Origin of the sequence: Enterobacter sp. BNK-14 (genome assembly GCF_047456095.1) — a bacterium.
In the GTDB taxonomy this organism is placed as follows: domain Bacteria; phylum Pseudomonadota; class Gammaproteobacteria; order Enterobacterales; family Enterobacteriaceae; genus Enterobacter; species Enterobacter kobei.
In genome coordinates, this window is the sequence record NZ_CP179897.1 from 2,829,425 (window position 1) to 2,845,586 (window position 16,162).

15 protein-coding genes and 1 other annotated feature are annotated in these 16,162 nt (G+C 56.0%); of the genes, 12 read left to right on the forward strand and 3 right to left on the reverse strand.

What is annotated here, in order from left to right; genetic code table 11:
- The first annotated feature begins 7 nt into the window (after positions 1 to 7).
- Complete coding sequence (gene gyrB / locus ACMGGM_RS13485; protein ID WP_014881904.1) at positions 8 to 2,419, forward strand: DNA topoisomerase (ATP-hydrolyzing) subunit B; 2,412 nt, start codon at positions 8 to 10, stop codon at positions 2,417 to 2,419.
- Between the two features lie 33 nt (positions 2,420 to 2,452).
- On the opposite strand, the gene ACMGGM_RS13490 is transcribed toward gyrB, so the two are convergent.
- Complete coding sequence (locus ACMGGM_RS13490; RefSeq protein ID WP_014881905.1) at positions 2,453 to 3,388, reverse strand: LysR family transcriptional regulator; 936 nt, start codon at positions 3,386 to 3,388, stop codon at positions 2,453 to 2,455.
- A gap of 109 nt (positions 3,389 to 3,497) precedes the next feature.
- Here ACMGGM_RS13490 and ACMGGM_RS13495 point away from each other — a divergent pair, with 109 nt between their 5' ends.
- The 8 genes from ACMGGM_RS13495 (at position 3,498) to ACMGGM_RS13530 (ending at position 11,785) form a co-directional block, all read left to right on the forward strand.
- Complete coding sequence (locus ACMGGM_RS13495; RefSeq protein WP_045134497.1) at positions 3,498 to 4,523, forward strand: zinc-dependent alcohol dehydrogenase family protein; 1,026 nt, start codon at positions 3,498 to 3,500, stop codon at positions 4,521 to 4,523.
- 115 nt (positions 4,524 to 4,638) lie between these two features.
- The gene (gene yidA, locus ACMGGM_RS13500) at positions 4,639 to 5,451 is read left to right on the forward strand and encodes a sugar-phosphatase (RefSeq protein ID WP_063944006.1); all 813 of its coding nucleotides are present in this window, start codon (positions 4,639 to 4,641) and stop codon (positions 5,449 to 5,451) included.
- Positions 5,452 to 5,677: 226 nt separating this feature from the next.
- Positions 5,678 to 6,367, forward strand: coding sequence for a D-galactonate utilization transcriptional regulator DgoR (gene dgoR / locus ACMGGM_RS13505; protein ID WP_003861109.1), 690 nt, complete (start codon positions 5,678 to 5,680; stop codon positions 6,365 to 6,367).
- Positions 6,364 to 7,242: a 2-dehydro-3-deoxygalactonokinase gene (locus ACMGGM_RS13510; protein WP_045134496.1), complete on the forward strand. Its 879-nt coding sequence runs from the start codon at positions 6,364 to 6,366 to the stop codon at positions 7,240 to 7,242. Before dgoR ends, ACMGGM_RS13510 begins: the two co-directional genes overlap by 4 nt.
- Positions 7,226 to 7,843 carry a 2-dehydro-3-deoxy-6-phosphogalactonate aldolase gene (locus tag ACMGGM_RS13515; protein WP_032635239.1) on the forward strand — a complete coding sequence of 206 codons (618 nt, stop codon included), beginning with the start codon at positions 7,226 to 7,228 and terminating at the stop codon, positions 7,841 to 7,843. Before ACMGGM_RS13510 ends, ACMGGM_RS13515 begins: the two co-directional genes overlap by 17 nt.
- Positions 7,840 to 8,988 (forward strand): galactonate dehydratase, encoded by a 1,149-nt coding sequence (gene dgoD / locus ACMGGM_RS13520; protein ID WP_045134495.1) that lies wholly within the window; start codon positions 7,840 to 7,842, stop codon positions 8,986 to 8,988. Before ACMGGM_RS13515 ends, dgoD begins: the two co-directional genes overlap by 4 nt.
- Before the next feature lie 178 nt (positions 8,989 to 9,166).
- Positions 9,167 to 10,504, forward strand: a complete 1,338-nt coding sequence (locus ACMGGM_RS13525) for an MFS transporter (protein ID WP_045269315.1) — start codon at positions 9,167 to 9,169, stop codon at positions 10,502 to 10,504.
- A 51-nt stretch (positions 10,505 to 10,555) separates the two neighbouring features.
- The gene (locus ACMGGM_RS13530; RefSeq protein ID WP_074171565.1) at positions 10,556 to 11,785 is read left to right on the forward strand and encodes a DUF3748 domain-containing protein; all 1,230 of its coding nucleotides are present in this window, start codon (positions 10,556 to 10,558) and stop codon (positions 11,783 to 11,785) included.
- Here ACMGGM_RS13530 and ACMGGM_RS13535 read toward each other — a convergent pair.
- Positions 11,782 to 12,114 (reverse strand): YceK/YidQ family lipoprotein, encoded by a 333-nt coding sequence (locus ACMGGM_RS13535; protein WP_014881914.1) that lies wholly within the window; start codon positions 12,112 to 12,114, stop codon positions 11,782 to 11,784. The two genes, ACMGGM_RS13530 and ACMGGM_RS13535, sit on opposite strands and share 4 nt — an antisense overlap.
- A gap of 248 nt (positions 12,115 to 12,362) precedes the next feature.
- Positions 12,363 to 12,435: a sequence feature (ROSE (Repression Of Heat Shock gene Expression) occurs in the 5'-region of heat shock genes and acts as an RNA thermometer to modulate expression.), on the forward strand.
- Here ACMGGM_RS13535 and ibpA point away from each other — a divergent pair.
- From ibpA to ACMGGM_RS13550, 3 genes are all read left to right on the forward strand, one after another.
- The gene (gene ibpA / locus ACMGGM_RS13540; protein ID WP_008500162.1) at positions 12,429 to 12,839 is read left to right on the forward strand and encodes a small heat shock chaperone IbpA; all 411 of its coding nucleotides are present in this window, start codon (positions 12,429 to 12,431) and stop codon (positions 12,837 to 12,839) included. Its footprint overlaps the feature before it by 7 nt.
- A 136-nt stretch (positions 12,840 to 12,975) precedes the next feature.
- Positions 12,976 to 13,404, forward strand: a complete 429-nt coding sequence (gene ibpB, locus ACMGGM_RS13545) for a small heat shock chaperone IbpB (RefSeq protein WP_014881915.1) — start codon at positions 12,976 to 12,978, stop codon at positions 13,402 to 13,404.
- Between the two features lie 172 nt (positions 13,405 to 13,576).
- Complete coding sequence (locus ACMGGM_RS13550; RefSeq protein ID WP_045134493.1) at positions 13,577 to 15,238, forward strand: putative transporter; 1,662 nt, start codon at positions 13,577 to 13,579, stop codon at positions 15,236 to 15,238.
- Here ACMGGM_RS13550 and ACMGGM_RS13555 read toward each other — a convergent pair.
- Complete coding sequence (locus ACMGGM_RS13555) at positions 15,206 to 15,952, reverse strand: GntR family transcriptional regulator (protein ID WP_045134492.1); 747 nt, start codon at positions 15,950 to 15,952, stop codon at positions 15,206 to 15,208. The two genes, ACMGGM_RS13550 and ACMGGM_RS13555, sit on opposite strands and share 33 nt — an antisense overlap.
- Positions 15,953 to 16,162: the final 210 nt, after the last annotated feature.

Here is a 16,162-nt window from a genome sequence, read left to right on the forward strand (position 1 = left end):
AACGTTGATGTCGAATTCTTATGACTCCTCCAGTATCAAAGTCCTGAAAGGGCTGGATGCGGTGCGTAAGCGCCCGGGTATGTATATCGGCGACACGGATGACGGCACCGGTCTGCACCACATGGTATTCGAGGTGGTAGATAACGCTATCGACGAAGCGCTCGCGGGTCACTGTAAAGACATCGTGGTCACCATCCATGCGGATAACTCCGTCTCCGTCACTGATGATGGCCGTGGCATCCCAACCGGTATTCACCCGGAAGAGGGCGTCTCTGCTGCGGAAGTGATCATGACCGTTCTGCACGCAGGCGGTAAGTTTGACGATAACTCCTATAAAGTTTCCGGCGGCCTGCACGGCGTAGGCGTCTCCGTGGTTAACGCCCTGTCGCAGAAGCTGGAGCTGGTTATCCAGCGTGAAGGCAAAATTCACCGTCAGCTTTATACGCACGGCGTGCCACAGGCACCGCTGGCCGTCACTGGCGACACCGACAAAACCGGTACCATGGTGCGTTTCTGGCCGAGCCTCGAAACCTTCACCAACGTCACCGAATTCGAGTATGACATCCTGGCGAAACGCCTGCGTGAACTGTCGTTCCTGAACTCCGGTGTGTCGATTCGTCTGCGCGACAAGCGTGACAACAAAGAAGACCACTTCCACTACGAAGGCGGGATCAAGGCGTTCGTTGAGTATTTGAACAAGAATAAAACGCCAATTCACCCGAATATCTTCTACTTCTCCACAGAAAAAGACGGTATCGGCGTTGAAGTGGCGCTGCAGTGGAACGATGGTTTCCAGGAAAACATCTACTGCTTCACCAACAACATTCCACAGCGTGACGGCGGTACGCACCTGGCGGGCTTCCGCGCGGCGATGACCCGTACCCTGAACGCCTACATGGACAAAGAAGGCTACAGCAAAAAAGCGAAAGTCAGCGCCACCGGCGACGATGCCCGTGAAGGTTTGATTGCCGTTGTCTCCGTGAAGGTGCCGGATCCGAAGTTCTCATCACAGACCAAAGATAAGCTGGTCTCTTCTGAGGTGAAATCGGCGGTTGAACAGCAGATGAACGAACTGCTGAGCGAATACCTGCTGGAAAACCCGTCTGACGCGAAAATCGTTGTCGGCAAAATTATTGACGCGGCACGTGCTCGTGAAGCGGCGCGTAAAGCCCGTGAAATGACCCGTCGTAAAGGCGCTCTGGACTTAGCGGGTCTGCCAGGCAAGCTGGCTGACTGCCAGGAACGTGACCCGGCGCTCTCTGAACTGTACCTTGTGGAAGGGGACTCCGCGGGCGGTTCTGCGAAGCAGGGCCGTAACCGTAAGAACCAGGCAATCCTGCCGTTGAAGGGTAAAATCCTCAACGTTGAGAAGGCGCGCTTCGACAAAATGCTCTCTTCTCAGGAAGTAGCGACGCTTATCACCGCGCTGGGCTGCGGCATTGGGCGTGACGAGTACAACCCGGACAAACTGCGTTATCACAGCATCATCATCATGACCGATGCGGACGTCGACGGCTCGCACATCCGTACGCTGCTGTTGACCTTCTTCTATCGTCAGATGCCGGAAATCGTTGAACGTGGCCACGTCTACATTGCACAGCCACCGCTGTACAAAGTGAAGAAAGGCAAGCAGGAACAGTACATTAAAGATGACGATGCGATGGATCAGTACCAAATCGCGATCGCGCTTGACGGTGCAACCCTGCACGCGAACTCTCATGCCCCTGCACTGGCCGGCGAGCCGCTGGAGCGTCTGGTTTCTGAGTTCAACGCCACTCAGAAAATGATTGGTCGTATGGAGCGTCGTTATCCGAAAGCGCTGCTGAAGGAGCTGATCTATCAGCCAACCCTGACCGAAGCCGAACTGAGCGACGAACAGGCAGTTACCCGCTGGGTGAACACCCTGGTGAGCGAGCTGAACGAGAAAGAGCAGCACGGTAGCCAGTGGAAATTTGACGTTCAGCAGAACGCGGCCCAGCAGTTCGAGCCGATTGTTCGCGTGCGCACCCACGGCGTCGACACCGACTACCCGCTGGAGCACGAATTCGTGACCGGTCCGGAATACCGTCGTATCTGCACCCTCGGCGAGAAGCTGCGCGGTCTGATCGAAGACGATGCGTTTATCGAACGTGGCGAACGTCGTCAGCCGGTAGCCAGCTTCGAGCAGGCGCTGGACTGGCTGGTGAAAGAGTCCCGTCGCGGTCTTTCTATTCAGCGTTATAAAGGTCTGGGTGAAATGAACCCGGATCAGCTGTGGGAAACCACCATGGATCCAGAAAGCCGTCGTATGCTGCGCGTCACCGTGAAAGATGCGATTGCAGCCGACCAGCTGTTCACGACGTTGATGGGCGATGCGGTTGAACCACGCCGTGCCTTCATCGAAGAGAACGCGCTGAAAGCGGCGAATATCGATATTTAATCGTAGTGAGATTGCTTTACTGAGGCCGCGCAATTAGCGCGGCTTTTTTATGGGCGCAGACAAATCCAGCGACAGCACTGACGGTAAACGGCTGGCGAGCATATCGACAGCAATTCTGACTCTCAGTGGCAGATGTGGCGTCTTTTGCCAGACTGCATGAACGTCGAAGCGCACTTCCGGTGCCTGCTTTAACAGCGGGATGAGTTTTCCCTGATGAATTTCTCTGCTGGCCATCCAGCAGGGCAGCCACGCAATGCCGTGTCCGGCCAGCGCCGCATCGCAGATAGCCTGCAAGTCGTCCATGTTGAGTGAGGAGCGGGGAGTAAAGGTGTGCGACGTCCCTTCGTTATCCATCAGCTCCCAGGGCAAAACTCTGCCTGCGCGCAGATAGTTAATGGCTGCATGGTGTGCTAAATCCGCAACGCTTTGTGGCTGGCCCCTCTCCAGCAGGTAATCCGGCGCGGCGCACAGCACCATCCGGTGCTCCCCCAGCCTTCTGGCGACCAGCATGCTACTGTCCTGAAGCGTGCCGTTACGTACCGCCATATCGAATCCTTCCTCCACGAGATCCACCACGCGGTCGCTGAACGACATTTCCAGTTCAAGACCGGGGTGCTCCTGCGCCAGTTCTATCAGCAAAGGGGCAACGCACTGACGGCCAAACAGAACCGGCATGGCGACGCGCAGGCGGCCACGGATCTGCTGTTTTCCGGACTCAAGCAACGATTCTGCGCCCCGAATCTCCTCCAGCGCGCGCAGGCAGCGTTCATAAAAAAGTGCGCCGTTATCGGTCAGCTTCAGGCTACGGGTGGTGCGCTGAAACAGACGAACGCCAAGACGCTGTTCAAGGCGAGCGATGCTTTTTCCTACCGCCGAGCGTGACAAATGCAGACGGATGGCGGCCTGAGCAAAACTTCCCGCCTCCACGGCGGCGACAAAAACAGGGATATCCTTCAGCGTATCACTCATGAATTGTATCTTTTGTGGCGTCAATAAAGAGAAAACTTATCGCCACTGGAGAGATTAAGTCAACGGTAGACTGTCAGAACTGAAGCTTAATAGATGGCAGGAGTAAATTATGACAGAGACAATGCAACGCTGGTCCATGAATGCCCTCGGGCGCGAGAACCTCAGACTCATTCAGGAACCTGTTCAAACGCCTGGCCCGGGTGAAGTGCGCGTACGGGTAAATGCCGTTGCACTTAACTATCGCGATAAAATGGTTATTGAAGGCACGATGCCGATTCCGCTTGCCTTTCCGTTTACCCCTGCGTCTGACATGGCGGGCGTGGTAGACAGCACGGGCGAAGGCGTAACACGTTTCAAACCCGGCGCTCGCGTCATTTCCACTTTCTTCCCGGAGTGGATCGACGGCAGGCCGCAGGCGGACGCGCGCAATTTGCCCTATAAAACCTCCGGCGGCTATTTCCAGGGAATGCTGGCCGAGTATGTGATTGTGAAGGAAGACGCGCTGGTGGCCGCCCCGGACACTCTGGACGATGCAGAAGCCAGCACGCTGCCCTGCGCAGGGCTTACCGCCTGGTTCGCGCTGGTGGAGCGCGGTCAGTTACGTGCCGGGCAATCGGTACTGGTGCAGGGGACGGGCGGCGTGGCGATATTCGCCCTGCAGATCGCAAAAGCGCACGGCGCAGAGGTGTTTGTCACCTCGGGGAGCGATGAAAAACTGGCGCTGGCCAAAAAACTGGGCGCCAGCCAGGGCATCAACCGGCTGAAAGGCGACTGGGCTGAAAATACCCTGGCGCTCACGCAGGATCGCGGCATCGACCATATTATCGAAACCGTGGGGGGAGAGAACCTGAAGCATTCCCTGCGTGCCGTTGCCGTTCACGGGCGTATTTCTGTTATTGGCGTGCTGGCCGGAAGTGAGATTTCGCTGTCCGCTGGCGAACTGTTGCTGAAATCTCCGGTCATTCAGGGGATTGGCGTCGGACACCGCCGGGCGCTGGAAGATTTCGTCCGCGCTGTCGATGTGACGGGACTGAAACCTGTGATCGAGCATCGCTACCGCTTTGATGAACTCGAACAGGCGCTTAAACACCTGGATCGCGGTGCGTTTGGCAAAATTGTCCTGACCCGCGAGTAAGGCATTATTCCCCGGGATGCGGGTAAAAGGGGCACTTCTGTTGCGCAATGTAGCTCTATTTTTGTGTGCTTAATCGCGTTAGCATGAGACAGCACTCATTTATCCCGGGGAACTCATGGCTATCAAACTCATTGCAATCGACATGGACGGCACGCTGCTGCTGCCAGACCACACTATCTCTCCTGCCGTTAAAAACGCGATCGCTGCCGCACGCGCGAAGGGCGTGAATGTGGTACTGACCACCGGGCGTCCGTATGCGGGCGTGCACAGTTACCTGAAAGAGCTGCACATGAACCAGCCGGGTGATTACTGCATCACCTATAACGGCGCGCTGGTGCAAAAAGCCGCAGATGGCAGCACGGTTGCGCAAACGGCACTGAGCTACGACGACTATCTGTTCCTGGAAAAACTTTCCCGTGAAGTGGGCTCTCACTTCCACGCGCTCGATCGCAATATGCTCTACACCGCCAACCGCGATATCAGCTACTACACGGTACATGAATCTTACGTTGCGACCATTCCGCTGGTCTTCTGTGAAGCCGAGAAAATGGACCCGGCGACGCAGTTCCTGAAAGTGATGATGATCGATGAGCCGGAGATCCTGGATAAAGCCATCGCGCGTATTCCGGCAGAGGTCAAAGAGAAGTACACCGTGTTGAAAAGCGCGCCGTACTTCCTCGAAATTCTCGATAAACGCGTCAATAAAGGCACGGGCGTAAAATCACTGGCTGACGCGCTGGGTATTAAACCTGAGGAAATCATGGCGCTGGGCGACCAGGAAAACGACATCGCGATGATTGAATTTGCGGGGATGGGCGTCGCGATGGATAACGCGATCCCGTCGGTGAAAGACGTGGCTAACTTCGTCACCAAATCCAATCTGGAAGACGGTGTGGCGTACGCCATCGAGAAGTTTGTGCTGCAGTAACGCCTGTTTGCATTCATCGGCCTCGGTTATCAACCGGGGCTTTTTTTTGCGCTGAATTTATTGAATTGTTCTTTTTGTGATCTTGATTGTAGTACAACATTGAATGATTGTACTACATTACAGCCATGGCAAAGACGAACTCCCTCACGTTTGTACTGCAAAAGTGAGGTGAAATTCGGCGGTCGCGGTAAAGTAGTCATGTACACAAAGAGCACAAGGACTCTCCATGACTCTCAATAAAACCGATCGCATCGTCATTACGCTGGGCACCCAGATTGTCGGGGGCAAATATGTTCCCGGTTCGCCACTGCCAGCAGAGGCTGAACTGTGTGAGGAATTTGAAACTTCGCGCAACATCATCCGGGAAGTGTTCCGCTCGCTGATGGCGAAGCGTCTGATTGAAATGAAACGGTATCGCGGCGCGTTTGTTGCCCCGCGCAACCAGTGGAACTACCTCGATACCGACGTATTGCAGTGGGTACTGGAAAACGATTACGACCCGCGGCTTATCGGCGCGATGAGTGAAGTCCGAAATCTGGTGGAACCGGCAATCGCACGTTGGGCAGCGGAACGGGCAACGTCCGGCGACCTGGCACAAATCGAGTCGGCTTTAAACGACATGATTGCCAATAACCAGAACCGGGAAGCGTTCAATGAGGCTGATATTCGCTATCACGAAGCGGTGTTGCAGTCGGTACATAACCCGGTATTACAGCAGCTTAGCGTGGCGATCAGCTCGCTACAGCGAGCAGTATTTGAACGTACCTGGATGGGCGATGAGGCCAACATGCCAAAAACGCTCCAGGAACATAAAGCGCTGTTTGATGCGATACGGCATCAGGATGGCGATGCGGCAGAGCAGGCGGCACTTACCATGATTGCCAGCTCGACACGAAGGTTGAAGGAAATCACATGACATCTCGCTACATCGCAATTGACTGGGGTTCGACCAATCTGCGCGCCTGGCTGTACCAGGACGAGCAGTGCCTGGAGAGCAGGCAATCAGAAGCAGGCGTAACGCGCCTGAACGGTAAATCCCCTGAGGCGGTGTTAGCAGAAGTGACGCAAAACTGGCGCGATAGCGCCACGCCGGTAGTCATGGCGGGTATGGTAGGCAGTCACGTAGGCTGGAAAACCGCGCCTTATTTGCCTGTTCCCGCCCATTTCTCTGCTATTGGCGATCGTTTAACGTCCGTAGGCGACAATATCTGGATTATTCCCGGTTTGTGCGTTTCTCGCGACGATAACCACAACGTGATGCGCGGCGAAGAGACGCAGCTCCTTGGCGCGCGCACGCTATCTCCTTCTTCTGTCTACGTTATGCCCGGAACGCACTGCAAGTGGGTCCAGGCGGATGCTGAGCAAATTCACGACTTTCGCACCGTGATGACCGGCGAGCTGCATCATTTGCTGCTCAACCATTCGCTGGTGGGGGCTGGTTTGCCGGAGCAAAAATCCTCGCCAGAGGCGTTTGCTGCTGGTTTGGCGCGTGGGAACGCCTGTCCTGTCGTTTTGCCGCAACTTTTTGAGGTTCGCGCCTCGCACGTGCTGGGCGATCTCCCGCGCGAGCAGGTCAGTGAATTTCTCTCGGGCCTGCTGATTGGCGCTGAGGTCGCCAGCATGCGTGACTTCATCGCGCACGAGCAGGCCATCACGATTGTCGCAGGCGCATCGCTAACGTCACGCTACGAACAGGCGTTCCGCGCTGTTGGGCTTACCGTTTCAACGGTACCCGGCGACACGGCATTTCAGGCAGGAATAAGGAGCATCGCTCATGCAGTGGCAAACTGACCTTCCCCTTATCGCGATTTTGCGCGGTATCACGCCCGATGAGGCGTTAGCGCACGTCGGCGCAGTTATAGACGCCGGGTTCGACGCGGTGGAGATTCCGCTCAACTCCCCACAATGGGAAAAGAGCATTCCGGCCGTGGTGGATGCGTTTGGTGATAAAGCGCTGATTGGCGCGGGGACCGTCTTACAACCGGAGCAGGTGGACCAGCTGGCAAAGATGGGCTGCAAGCTCATCGTCACCCCGAACATCCATCCTGAGGTGATCCGCCGTGCAGTGGGTTACGGCATGACCGTTTGTCCGGGATGCGCGACGGCCACAGAAGCGTTTACAGCCCTCGACGCGGGCGCGCAATCGCTGAAAATTTTCCCGTCCTCGGCTTTTGGTCCGGATTACATCAAAGCGCTGAAGGCGGTATTGCCCGCCAGCGTGCCGGTCTTTGCCGTGGGTGGCGTTACGCCAGAAAACCTGGGCCAGTGGATAAGCGCTGGCTGTGTGGGCGCGGGGCTGGGCAGCGATCTTTATCGCGCCGGACAGCCCGTTGAACGTACCGCACAGCAGGCGGCAGCATTTGTGAAAGCGTATCGAGAGGCAGTGAAATGAAAATAACCAAACTCACCACGTACCGTTTACCCCCGCGCTGGATGTTCCTGAAAATCGAAACCGACGAAGGTGTTGTGGGCTGGGGCGAGCCGGTGATTGAAGGGCGAGCCCGCACCGTTGAAGCTGCAGTGCATGAGCTGGGAGAATATCTGATTGGGCAGGATCCGGCACGCATTAACGACCTCTGGCAGGTGATGTATCGCGCGGGTTTCTACCGCGGTGGTCCGATTCTCATGAGCGCTATCGCCGGTATCGACCAGGCGCTATGGGATATCAAAGGTAAAGTGCTGAACGCCCCGGTCTGGCAACTGATGGGTGGCCTGGTGCGCGACAAAATCAAAGCCTATAGCTGGGTCGGAGGCGACCGCCCTGCGGAAGTGATCGACGGCATTACACAGCTGCGCAACATCGGTTTTGACACCTTCAAGCTCAACGGCTGCGAAGAGATGGGCGTCATCGACAACTCGCGCGCGGTAGACCGGGCGGTAAATACCGTGGCGCAAATCCGTGAAGCCTTCGGCAACGAGATTGAGTTCGGTCTGGATTTTCATGGGCGTGTCAGCGCGCCGATGGCGAAGGTGCTCATTAAAGAACTGGAACCATATCGCCCGCTGTTTATCGAAGAGCCGGTGCTGGCCGAGCAGGCCGAATACTATCCGAAGCTGGCTGAACAGACGCACATTCCTATCGCGGCGGGCGAACGGATGTTCTCACGCTTTGAATTTAAACGGGTGCTCGAAGCGGGCGGCATTGCGATCCTGCAGCCGGATCTCTCCCACGCGGGCGGTATCACCGAATGCTACAAAATTGCCGGCATGGCAGAAGCCTACGACGTGGCGCTGGCTCCGCACTGTCCGCTCGGACCAATCGCGCTGGCGGCCTGCCTGCATGTCGATTTTGTCTCCCGCAATGCCGTGTTCCAGGAACAAAGCATGGGGATTCACTATAACAAAGGCGCGGAGCTGCTCGATTTTGTGAAAAACAAAGAAGACTTCAGCATGGAAGGCGGATTCTTTAAACCGTTAACGAAACCGGGTCTGGGCGTTGAAATTGACGAAGCCAAAGTTATTGAGCTGAGTAAACATGCGCCGAACTGGCGTAACCCGTTATGGCGGCATGAAGACGGTTCCGTCGCCGAGTGGTAAATGCGCGTCATACTTCGCGCTGGTGAGGCGTTGGCTGCGCTTTCTTACCCCGGTCACATACTTTTGTATGCTCCCGGGGATGCGAAAACTTGCCGCCTTCCCCCAGCACGAATTATTTAGCGCATTCTGGCTACGTTTTTAAATAAAAAAATAATTACACCCTCTGAAACTACAGGGCATGGTGAGCGGCTTCGCTATGCCCAAAATCTGGAGACAGATTGCGATGGATATTCCAGTTACTGCTGCAAAAACCGGGCGTCGCCGTTACCTGACGCTGTTGATGATCTTTATTACCGTGGTCATTTGTTATGTTGACCGCGCCAACCTTGCCGTGGCATCGGCCCATATTCAGGAAGAGTTTGGTATCACTAAAGCGGAAATGGGTTATGTCTTCTCGGCGTTTGCCTGGCTCTATACGCTTTGCCAGATCCCGGGCGGCTGGTTCCTTGACCGCGTGGGTTCACGTCTGACTTATTTTATCGCTATTTTTGGCTGGTCCGTGGCGACCTTGTTCCAGGGCTTCGCGACCGGACTAATGTCGCTGATCGGTCTGCGTGCCATCACCGGGATATTTGAAGCACCCGCGTTCCCGACCAATAACCGCATGGTGACCAGCTGGTTCCCGGAACACGAACGTGCCTCCGCGGTGGGCTTTTACACCTCCGGGCAGTTTGTTGGTCTGGCATTCCTGACGCCATTGTTAATCTGGATCCAGGAACTGCTGAGTTGGCACTGGGTGTTTATTGTTACCGGTGGGATCGGCATCATCTGGTCGTTTATCTGGATTAAGGTCTATCAGCCGCCGCGCCTGACCAAAAGCATCAGCAAAGCAGAGCTGGACTATATCCGCGACGGCGGCGGCCTGGTGGATGGTGATGCGCCCGTGAAAAAAGAGGCGCGCCAGCCGCTGACCAAAGCCGACTGGAAGCTGGTCTTCCACCGTAAGCTGGTGGGGGTTTACCTGGGGCAATTTGCGGTGACGTCCACGCTGTGGTTCTTCCTGACGTGGTTCCCAAACTACCTGACGCAGGAGAAGGGGATCACCGCGCTGAAGGCGGGCTTTATGACCACCGTACCGTTCCTTGCCGCGTTCTTCGGTGTCCTGCTCTCGGGCTGGCTGGCGGATAAGCTGGTAAAAAAAGGGTTCTCATTGGGGGTAGCGCGTAAAACACCGATTATCTGCGGATTGCTGATCTCCACCTGCATCATGGGTGCCAACTATACCAACGATCCGGTGTGGATAATGACCCTGATGGCAGTGGCGTTCTTTGGTAATGGTTTCGCATCGATTACCTGGTCGCTGGTGTCGTCCCTGGCACCGATGCGGCTGATCGGTCTGACCGGCGGTGTGTTCAACTTCGTTGGCGGGCTGGGTGGAATTACCGTGCCGCTGGTCATCGGTTATCTGGCCCAGGATTACGGTTTTGGCCCGGCGCTGGTTTACATCTCCGCCGTGGCGTTGATTGGCGCGCTTTCTTACATACTGCTGGTAGGTGATGTGAAACGAGTAGGCTAATCCACACGGATGTTTTACCCTGATGCGATAACTGCGCATCAGGGTATCCTCATGAAACAAATCACCTTCGCTTCCCGCAACCACCAGCTTACTAATATCAATACCTGGACGCCGGACAGCCAGTGGCTGGTCTATGACGTGCGTCCGTCAGGCGCGTCGTTCACCGGTGAAACCATCGAGCGAGTTAACGTAGGCACGGGCGAGGTCGAGGTGATTTATCGCGCGACGGATGGCGCGCACGTTGGCGTGGTGACCGTTCATCCGGCACAGGATAAATACGTCTTTATCCACGGCCCGAAACACCCGGACGCGGACTGGCGCTACGATTTTCATCATCGGCAGGGGGTGATTGCGCATCACGGTCAGGTAAGCAATCTGGATGCGATGGATATCACCGCGCCCTATACTCCAGGCGCGCTGCGCGGTGGCAGCCACGTACATGTCTTCAGCCCGAACGGGCAGTTGGTCAGCTTTACCTATAACGACCATGTCATGCATATGCGCGATCCGAAGCTCGATTTACGCAACGTTGGCGTGGCGGCGCCTTTCGGCCCGGTGAATCCACAGGGGAACCATCCGCGTGAATATCCGGGAACCTTCTGGAGCGTGCTGGTCAGCCGCACGACGCCTAACCCACAACCGGGCAGCGACGAAATCAATCGCGCCTACGAAGAGGGCTGGGTGGGCAACGACAGGCTGGCGTTTATCGGCGATACCCTCTCAGCACAGGGCGAAAAAGTGCCTGAACTGTTCATTGTTAACCTGCCAGAAGATGAACAGGGCTGGAAACGTGCGGGCGATGCGCCGCTGCAGGGAACGCCAGAAACGCTGCCTGCGCCGCCAGCGGGCGTGATGCAGCGTCGGTTAACCTTCACGCACCACAACCGCTATCCGGGTCTGGTGAACGTGCCGCGCCACTGGGTGCGCAGTAACCCGCAGGCGACACAAATCGCGTTTCTGATGCGTGATGATAACGGCGTTGTGCAGCTGTGGCTGATCTCGCCTGAGGGCGGCGAGCCGCGCCAGCTCACCCACGCTGAGCGCGATATCCAGTCTGCGTTCAACTGGCACCCGTCCGGGAAGATGCTGGGATTTGTGCTCGAAAATCGGATTGCGTGCTGCGACGCACAGACCGGAGAGGTGACGTTTTTGACGTCCGATCACGGCAATCCACCTTCTGCGGATGCCGTCGTGTTTTCCCCGAACGGGCGCGTTATTGCATGGATGGAAGAGACGGGCGGTTTCCGTCAGCTTTGGATAACGGAAACCGCACAGAACTAGCGCGGAGGCATCTCGGCGGGCGGAATGACGGCGTTGGTCGCCAGGTTTTCCTGCTCGCTTTTCTCTACCCGTGAACGTACGGAGTCATCCTTACGGAATACATCCCACGGCAGCAGAAGCGTATCCGCTACTGCCGTAAACGGCATATCCAGGATAACCAGGGATTTGGTGCCCCAGTTGGTATCGTCATCGGAGATCATCGCCGCGCTGGCGCGCGTCCCCGGATATGTTCCTTCTTTACCGCCGGTGTGAGACATCACGCTCGAACACCCGCAAAGTAAAACTACCCCGCTGAACGTCGTCAGCTTTATCAGAACATTTTTCATCATCACTCAGTCATCGTTAATGTTACTGCATAGACCTGCAACTCAGGGTTATAGCGAGCCTTATCCGAAATGGATAGCTCGATAATCCCGCACTGTGGCAGTCATCGCAATTTAACCCTTTGTGCTGTTGTCCCAGAGTCTATGCGACAACCAGCAAAGTGCAAAAAAATCTCACATAAATAGTCTTGAAAAGCCCGGTTCCAGACCCATTTTAAGAATGTGACCCGATAACGAACGCGCCTGATGGGCGTTCGGGGCACAAAGGCCTGTCCATGGTGGAAGGCTATAATTTCTCGCTGATTTCAGGAGTTTTATTTATGCGTAACTTCGATCTTTCTCCGCTATACCGTTCTGCAATTGGTTTTGACCGCCTGTTTAACCATTTAGAAAATAACCAAAGCCAGAGCAATGGCTACCCTCCATACAATGTCGAGCTGGTTGACGAAAACCACTACCGCATCGCGATTGCCGTTGCCGGTTTTGCAGAAAACGAACTGGAGATCACCGCGCAGGACAACCTGCTGGTGGTGAAAGGTTCCCATACGGCCGAGCAGAAAGAACGTACCTACCTCTACCAGGGCATCGCCGAGCGTAACTTTGAACGCAAGTTCCAGTTAGCCGAGAACATTCACGTCAAGGGCGCGAACCTGGTTAACGGCCTGCTGTTTATCGAACTGGAACGCGTGATTCCGGAAGAGAAAAAACCGCGCCGTATCGAAATTAACTAATCACGGGGGTCGCAAGCGCGGCCCACACAGACTTGCTTGCCGTAACGGGAGCATATGCGAATCCATCAGGATTTGCAGGACCAACTGCGCACAAAATTAAACTGTGCCGAACTCGCTTCTTAGAAGGAGATTTAGTATGCGTAACTATGATTTATCCCCTCTGCTGCGTCAGTGGATTGGTTTTGACAAACTGGCTAACGCCCTGCAAAGCACGACTGAGCACCAGACGTTTCCGCCGTATAACATTGAAAAAAGTGACGATAACCACTATCGCATCACCCTTGCGCTGGCCGGTTTCCGCCAGGAGGATCTGGACATCCAGCTTGAAGGTACCCGTCTGACCGTGAAAGGGACGCCGGAAAAACAGGAGACCGAGACTCAATGGCTGCATCAGGGGCTGGTTAATCAGCCGTTTAGCCTGAGCTTTACCCTGGCAGACCATATGGACGTGTCCGGTGCGACCTTTACCAACGGGCTACTGCATATCGATCTGACCCGTAACGTGCCGGAAGCCATCGCGCCGCAGCGTATCGCCATTAGCGAGCGGCCGGCGTTGAACAGTTAACAAGCCCGCCGAACCTGTAGGTCGGGTAAGGCGTAGCCGCCACCCGACACCGCTCACAGACCGCATAAGGCCCTGCCACGGCAGGGCTTTTTTGTGCGCCATCGCCCATACAACGCCCCACGGCTCTGAGAGAATCCCTGATATAACTAAGGTTATGGGCAGGGAGTGGATCATGAGTGATATCGCGTTAACCGTTAGCGTGTTGGCCCTGGTCGCTGTTGTGGGACTATGGATAGGCAATATCAAAATCCGCGGCGTCGGGTTTGGCATTGGTGGCGTGCTGTTTGGCGGCATTTTTGTCGGGCATTTTGCCGATCGGCTCGGGCTGGCTCTGAGCGCTGAAATGCTCCACTTTGTTCAGGAGTTCGGCCTGATCCTGTTCGTTTATACCATCGGGATTCAGGTAGGCCCTGGCTTTTTTGCCTCCCTGCGTGTCTCCGGACTACGGCTCAATCTTTTTGCGTTCGGCATTGTGGTCATGGGCGGGCTGGTCACCGCGATTCTGCACAAAATCTTTGATATTCCCCTTCCTGTGGTTCTGGGCATTTTCTCCGGCGCGGTCACCAACACCCCGGCGCTCGGTGCGGGCCAGCAAATCCTGCGCGATCTGGGGATTCAACCCGGCATTGTCGACCAGATGGGGATGAGCTACGCCATGGCCTATCCGTTTGGCATCTGTGGCATTCTGCTCTCCATGTGGCTGGTACGCGTACTGTTTCGCGTTAACGTCGAATCAGAGGCCAAAGATCACGAAACCACGCTGACCAACGGCCATATGCCCATCAAAACCATCAACATTCGCGTCGATAATCCCAACCTGAATAATATGGCGATTCAGGACGTGCCGATCCTGAACAGCGCCAACATCATCTGCTCCCGCCTTAAGCGTGACGATATGCTGATGGTGCCCGCGCCAGGCACCGTTATTCAGCAAGGCGATCTGCTACATCTGGTCGGCCAGCCCGGGGATTTAAACAATGCGCGACTGGTCATTGGTCAGGAAGTGGACACCTCGCTCTCCACGCGCGGCACCGATATGCGGGTGGAACGCGTTGTGGTGACTAATGAGCATGTTCTCGGCAAAAAAATACGCGATCTGCAGGTAAAAGAACGCTATGACGTGGTTATCTCCCGTCTGAATCGCGCGGGTGTTGAACTGGTCGCCAGCCCGGAAGCCAGCCTGCAGTTCGGGGATATCCTCAACCTGGTTGGTCGCCCGTCGTCAATTGACGCGGTGGCGGATATGGTGGGTAACGCCCAGCAAAAACTGCAGCAGGTACAGATGCTGCCGGTGTTTATCGGCATCGGCCTGGGCGTGCTGCTGGGCTCCATTCCACTGTACGTGCCGGGCTTCCCGGTGGCGCTTAAGCTGGGCCTGGCAGGCGGGCCGCTGATTATGGCGCTGATCCTCGGGCGCATCGGCTGTATTGGTAAGCTCTACTGGTTTATGCCGCCGAGTGCCAACCTGGCGCTGCGCGAGCTGGGCATCGTGCTGTTTCTGGCTGTGGTCGGGCTGAAATCCGGCGGGGATTTTGTCGATACCCTGATCAAGGGCGAAGGGATGAGCTGGGTCGGTTACGGCATATTTATCACGGCAATCCCGCTGCTGACGGTAGGCATTCTGGCGCGGATGTTCGCCAAAATGAACTACCTGACGCTGTGCGGCATGCTGGCGGGCTCCATGACCGATCCCCCTGCGCTCGCGTTTGCCAATAACCTGCATGCCACCAGTGGTGCAGCGGCACTCTCCTATGCCACCGTCTACCCGCTGGTAATGTTCCTGCGCATCATCACGCCGCAGCTACTCGCGGTGCTGTTCTGGGGGATGGGCTAGCAGCACTTCCGGGTGGATGCGCCGCAGATGGTAGTCCACCTGGTAATCACTGGTATTACGGAACATCACGGAATAATTGAGGAACTCGCCGCTGTCGCTGTAGGAAAGTGACGTGATTCGCAGCAGCGGCGTCTGTTCCGGCAGGTTCAGGTAACCGGCCAGCTGTTTATCTGCCAGCACCGGCGTCAGGCTCTCATAGTTGCCGCTGATGGTGATCCCGCACTCTTTCTCGATGTAATCAAACTTTGACCCTTCCAGATGCGCCAGCGAGAGGTTGCGAAACAGCTTCACCGGCATAAAGCTGTCCTCCAGCATCAGCGGCTTCCCGTCCACGTAGCGTACCCGCCGGGAAAAGTAGATCCGCTCATCGACCTGAATCCGCAGCTGGCTGGCGATGGCGGGCGGCGCAGGCATCACTTCAAACTGCAACACTTTACTCTGCACCTCTTTTCCCTGCTGACGCAGCACCTCCACCAGCCCGGTCAGATTCGTGGTTTCGTGGTGAACGTCCTTACGCGAGACAAACGTGCCGCTGCCGTGCCGTCGCTCAACCAGCCCCCAGCTCACCAGCAGATCCAGCGCCTTGCGGATGGTCATGCGCGCCACGCCGAACTCCTGCGCCAGCGCATTCTCACCCGGTAGCGGGCTGCCGATGTTGTAGTCCGACGAATTCAGCCGCAGCCGCAATCTGTCGGCAATAGATTTGTAGATCACCAGTAGACCTCTCTGCCCGCATCATGGCGTCGGTTACGTCTTCACATGTCCATATTTACAACGAAAAGTAGACCTCACTGGTCAAAATAAAACCATGAATGCGATCACGAATCGCAACGGCACGCCATGTTCGCGTATCAGTAAGTTCTTATGCTCACCTCAGGCCAGCAAAAAACCATAACGGCCTCTACCCCCTACAGGTTGTTACGT

Coding starts and splice junctions, on each gene's coding strand:
- ACMGGM_RS13495 (WP_045134497.1), top strand. CDS start 3,498: ATGACAGAGACAATGCAACGCTGGTCCATGAATGCCCTCGGGCGCGAG.
- ACMGGM_RS13550 (WP_045134493.1), top strand. CDS start 13,577: ATGAGTGATATCGCGTTAACCGTTAGCGTGTTGGCCCTGGTCGCTGTT.
- yidA (WP_063944006.1), top strand. CDS start 4,639: ATGGCTATCAAACTCATTGCAATCGACATGGACGGCACGCTGCTGCTG.
- dgoR (WP_003861109.1), top strand. CDS start 5,678: ATGACTCTCAATAAAACCGATCGCATCGTCATTACGCTGGGCACCCAG.
- ACMGGM_RS13515 (WP_032635239.1), top strand. CDS start 7,226: ATGCAGTGGCAAACTGACCTTCCCCTTATCGCGATTTTGCGCGGTATC.
- ibpB (WP_014881915.1), top strand. CDS start 12,976: ATGCGTAACTATGATTTATCCCCTCTGCTGCGTCAGTGGATTGGTTTT.
- ibpA (WP_008500162.1), top strand. CDS start 12,429: ATGCGTAACTTCGATCTTTCTCCGCTATACCGTTCTGCAATTGGTTTT.
- ACMGGM_RS13510 (WP_045134496.1), top strand. CDS start 6,364: ATGACATCTCGCTACATCGCAATTGACTGGGGTTCGACCAATCTGCGC.
- ACMGGM_RS13535 (WP_014881914.1), bottom strand. CDS start 12,114: ATGATGAAAAATGTTCTGATAAAGCTGACGACGTTCAGCGGGGTAGTT.
- ACMGGM_RS13490 (WP_014881905.1), bottom strand. CDS start 3,388: ATGAGTGATACGCTGAAGGATATCCCTGTTTTTGTCGCCGCCGTGGAG.
- gyrB (WP_014881904.1), top strand. CDS start 8: ATGTCGAATTCTTATGACTCCTCCAGTATCAAAGTCCTGAAAGGGCTG.
- ACMGGM_RS13530 (WP_074171565.1), top strand. CDS start 10,556: ATGAAACAAATCACCTTCGCTTCCCGCAACCACCAGCTTACTAATATC.
- ACMGGM_RS13525 (WP_045269315.1), top strand. CDS start 9,167: ATGGTGAGCGGCTTCGCTATGCCCAAAATCTGGAGACAGATTGCGATG.
- dgoD (WP_045134495.1), top strand. CDS start 7,840: ATGAAAATAACCAAACTCACCACGTACCGTTTACCCCCGCGCTGGATG.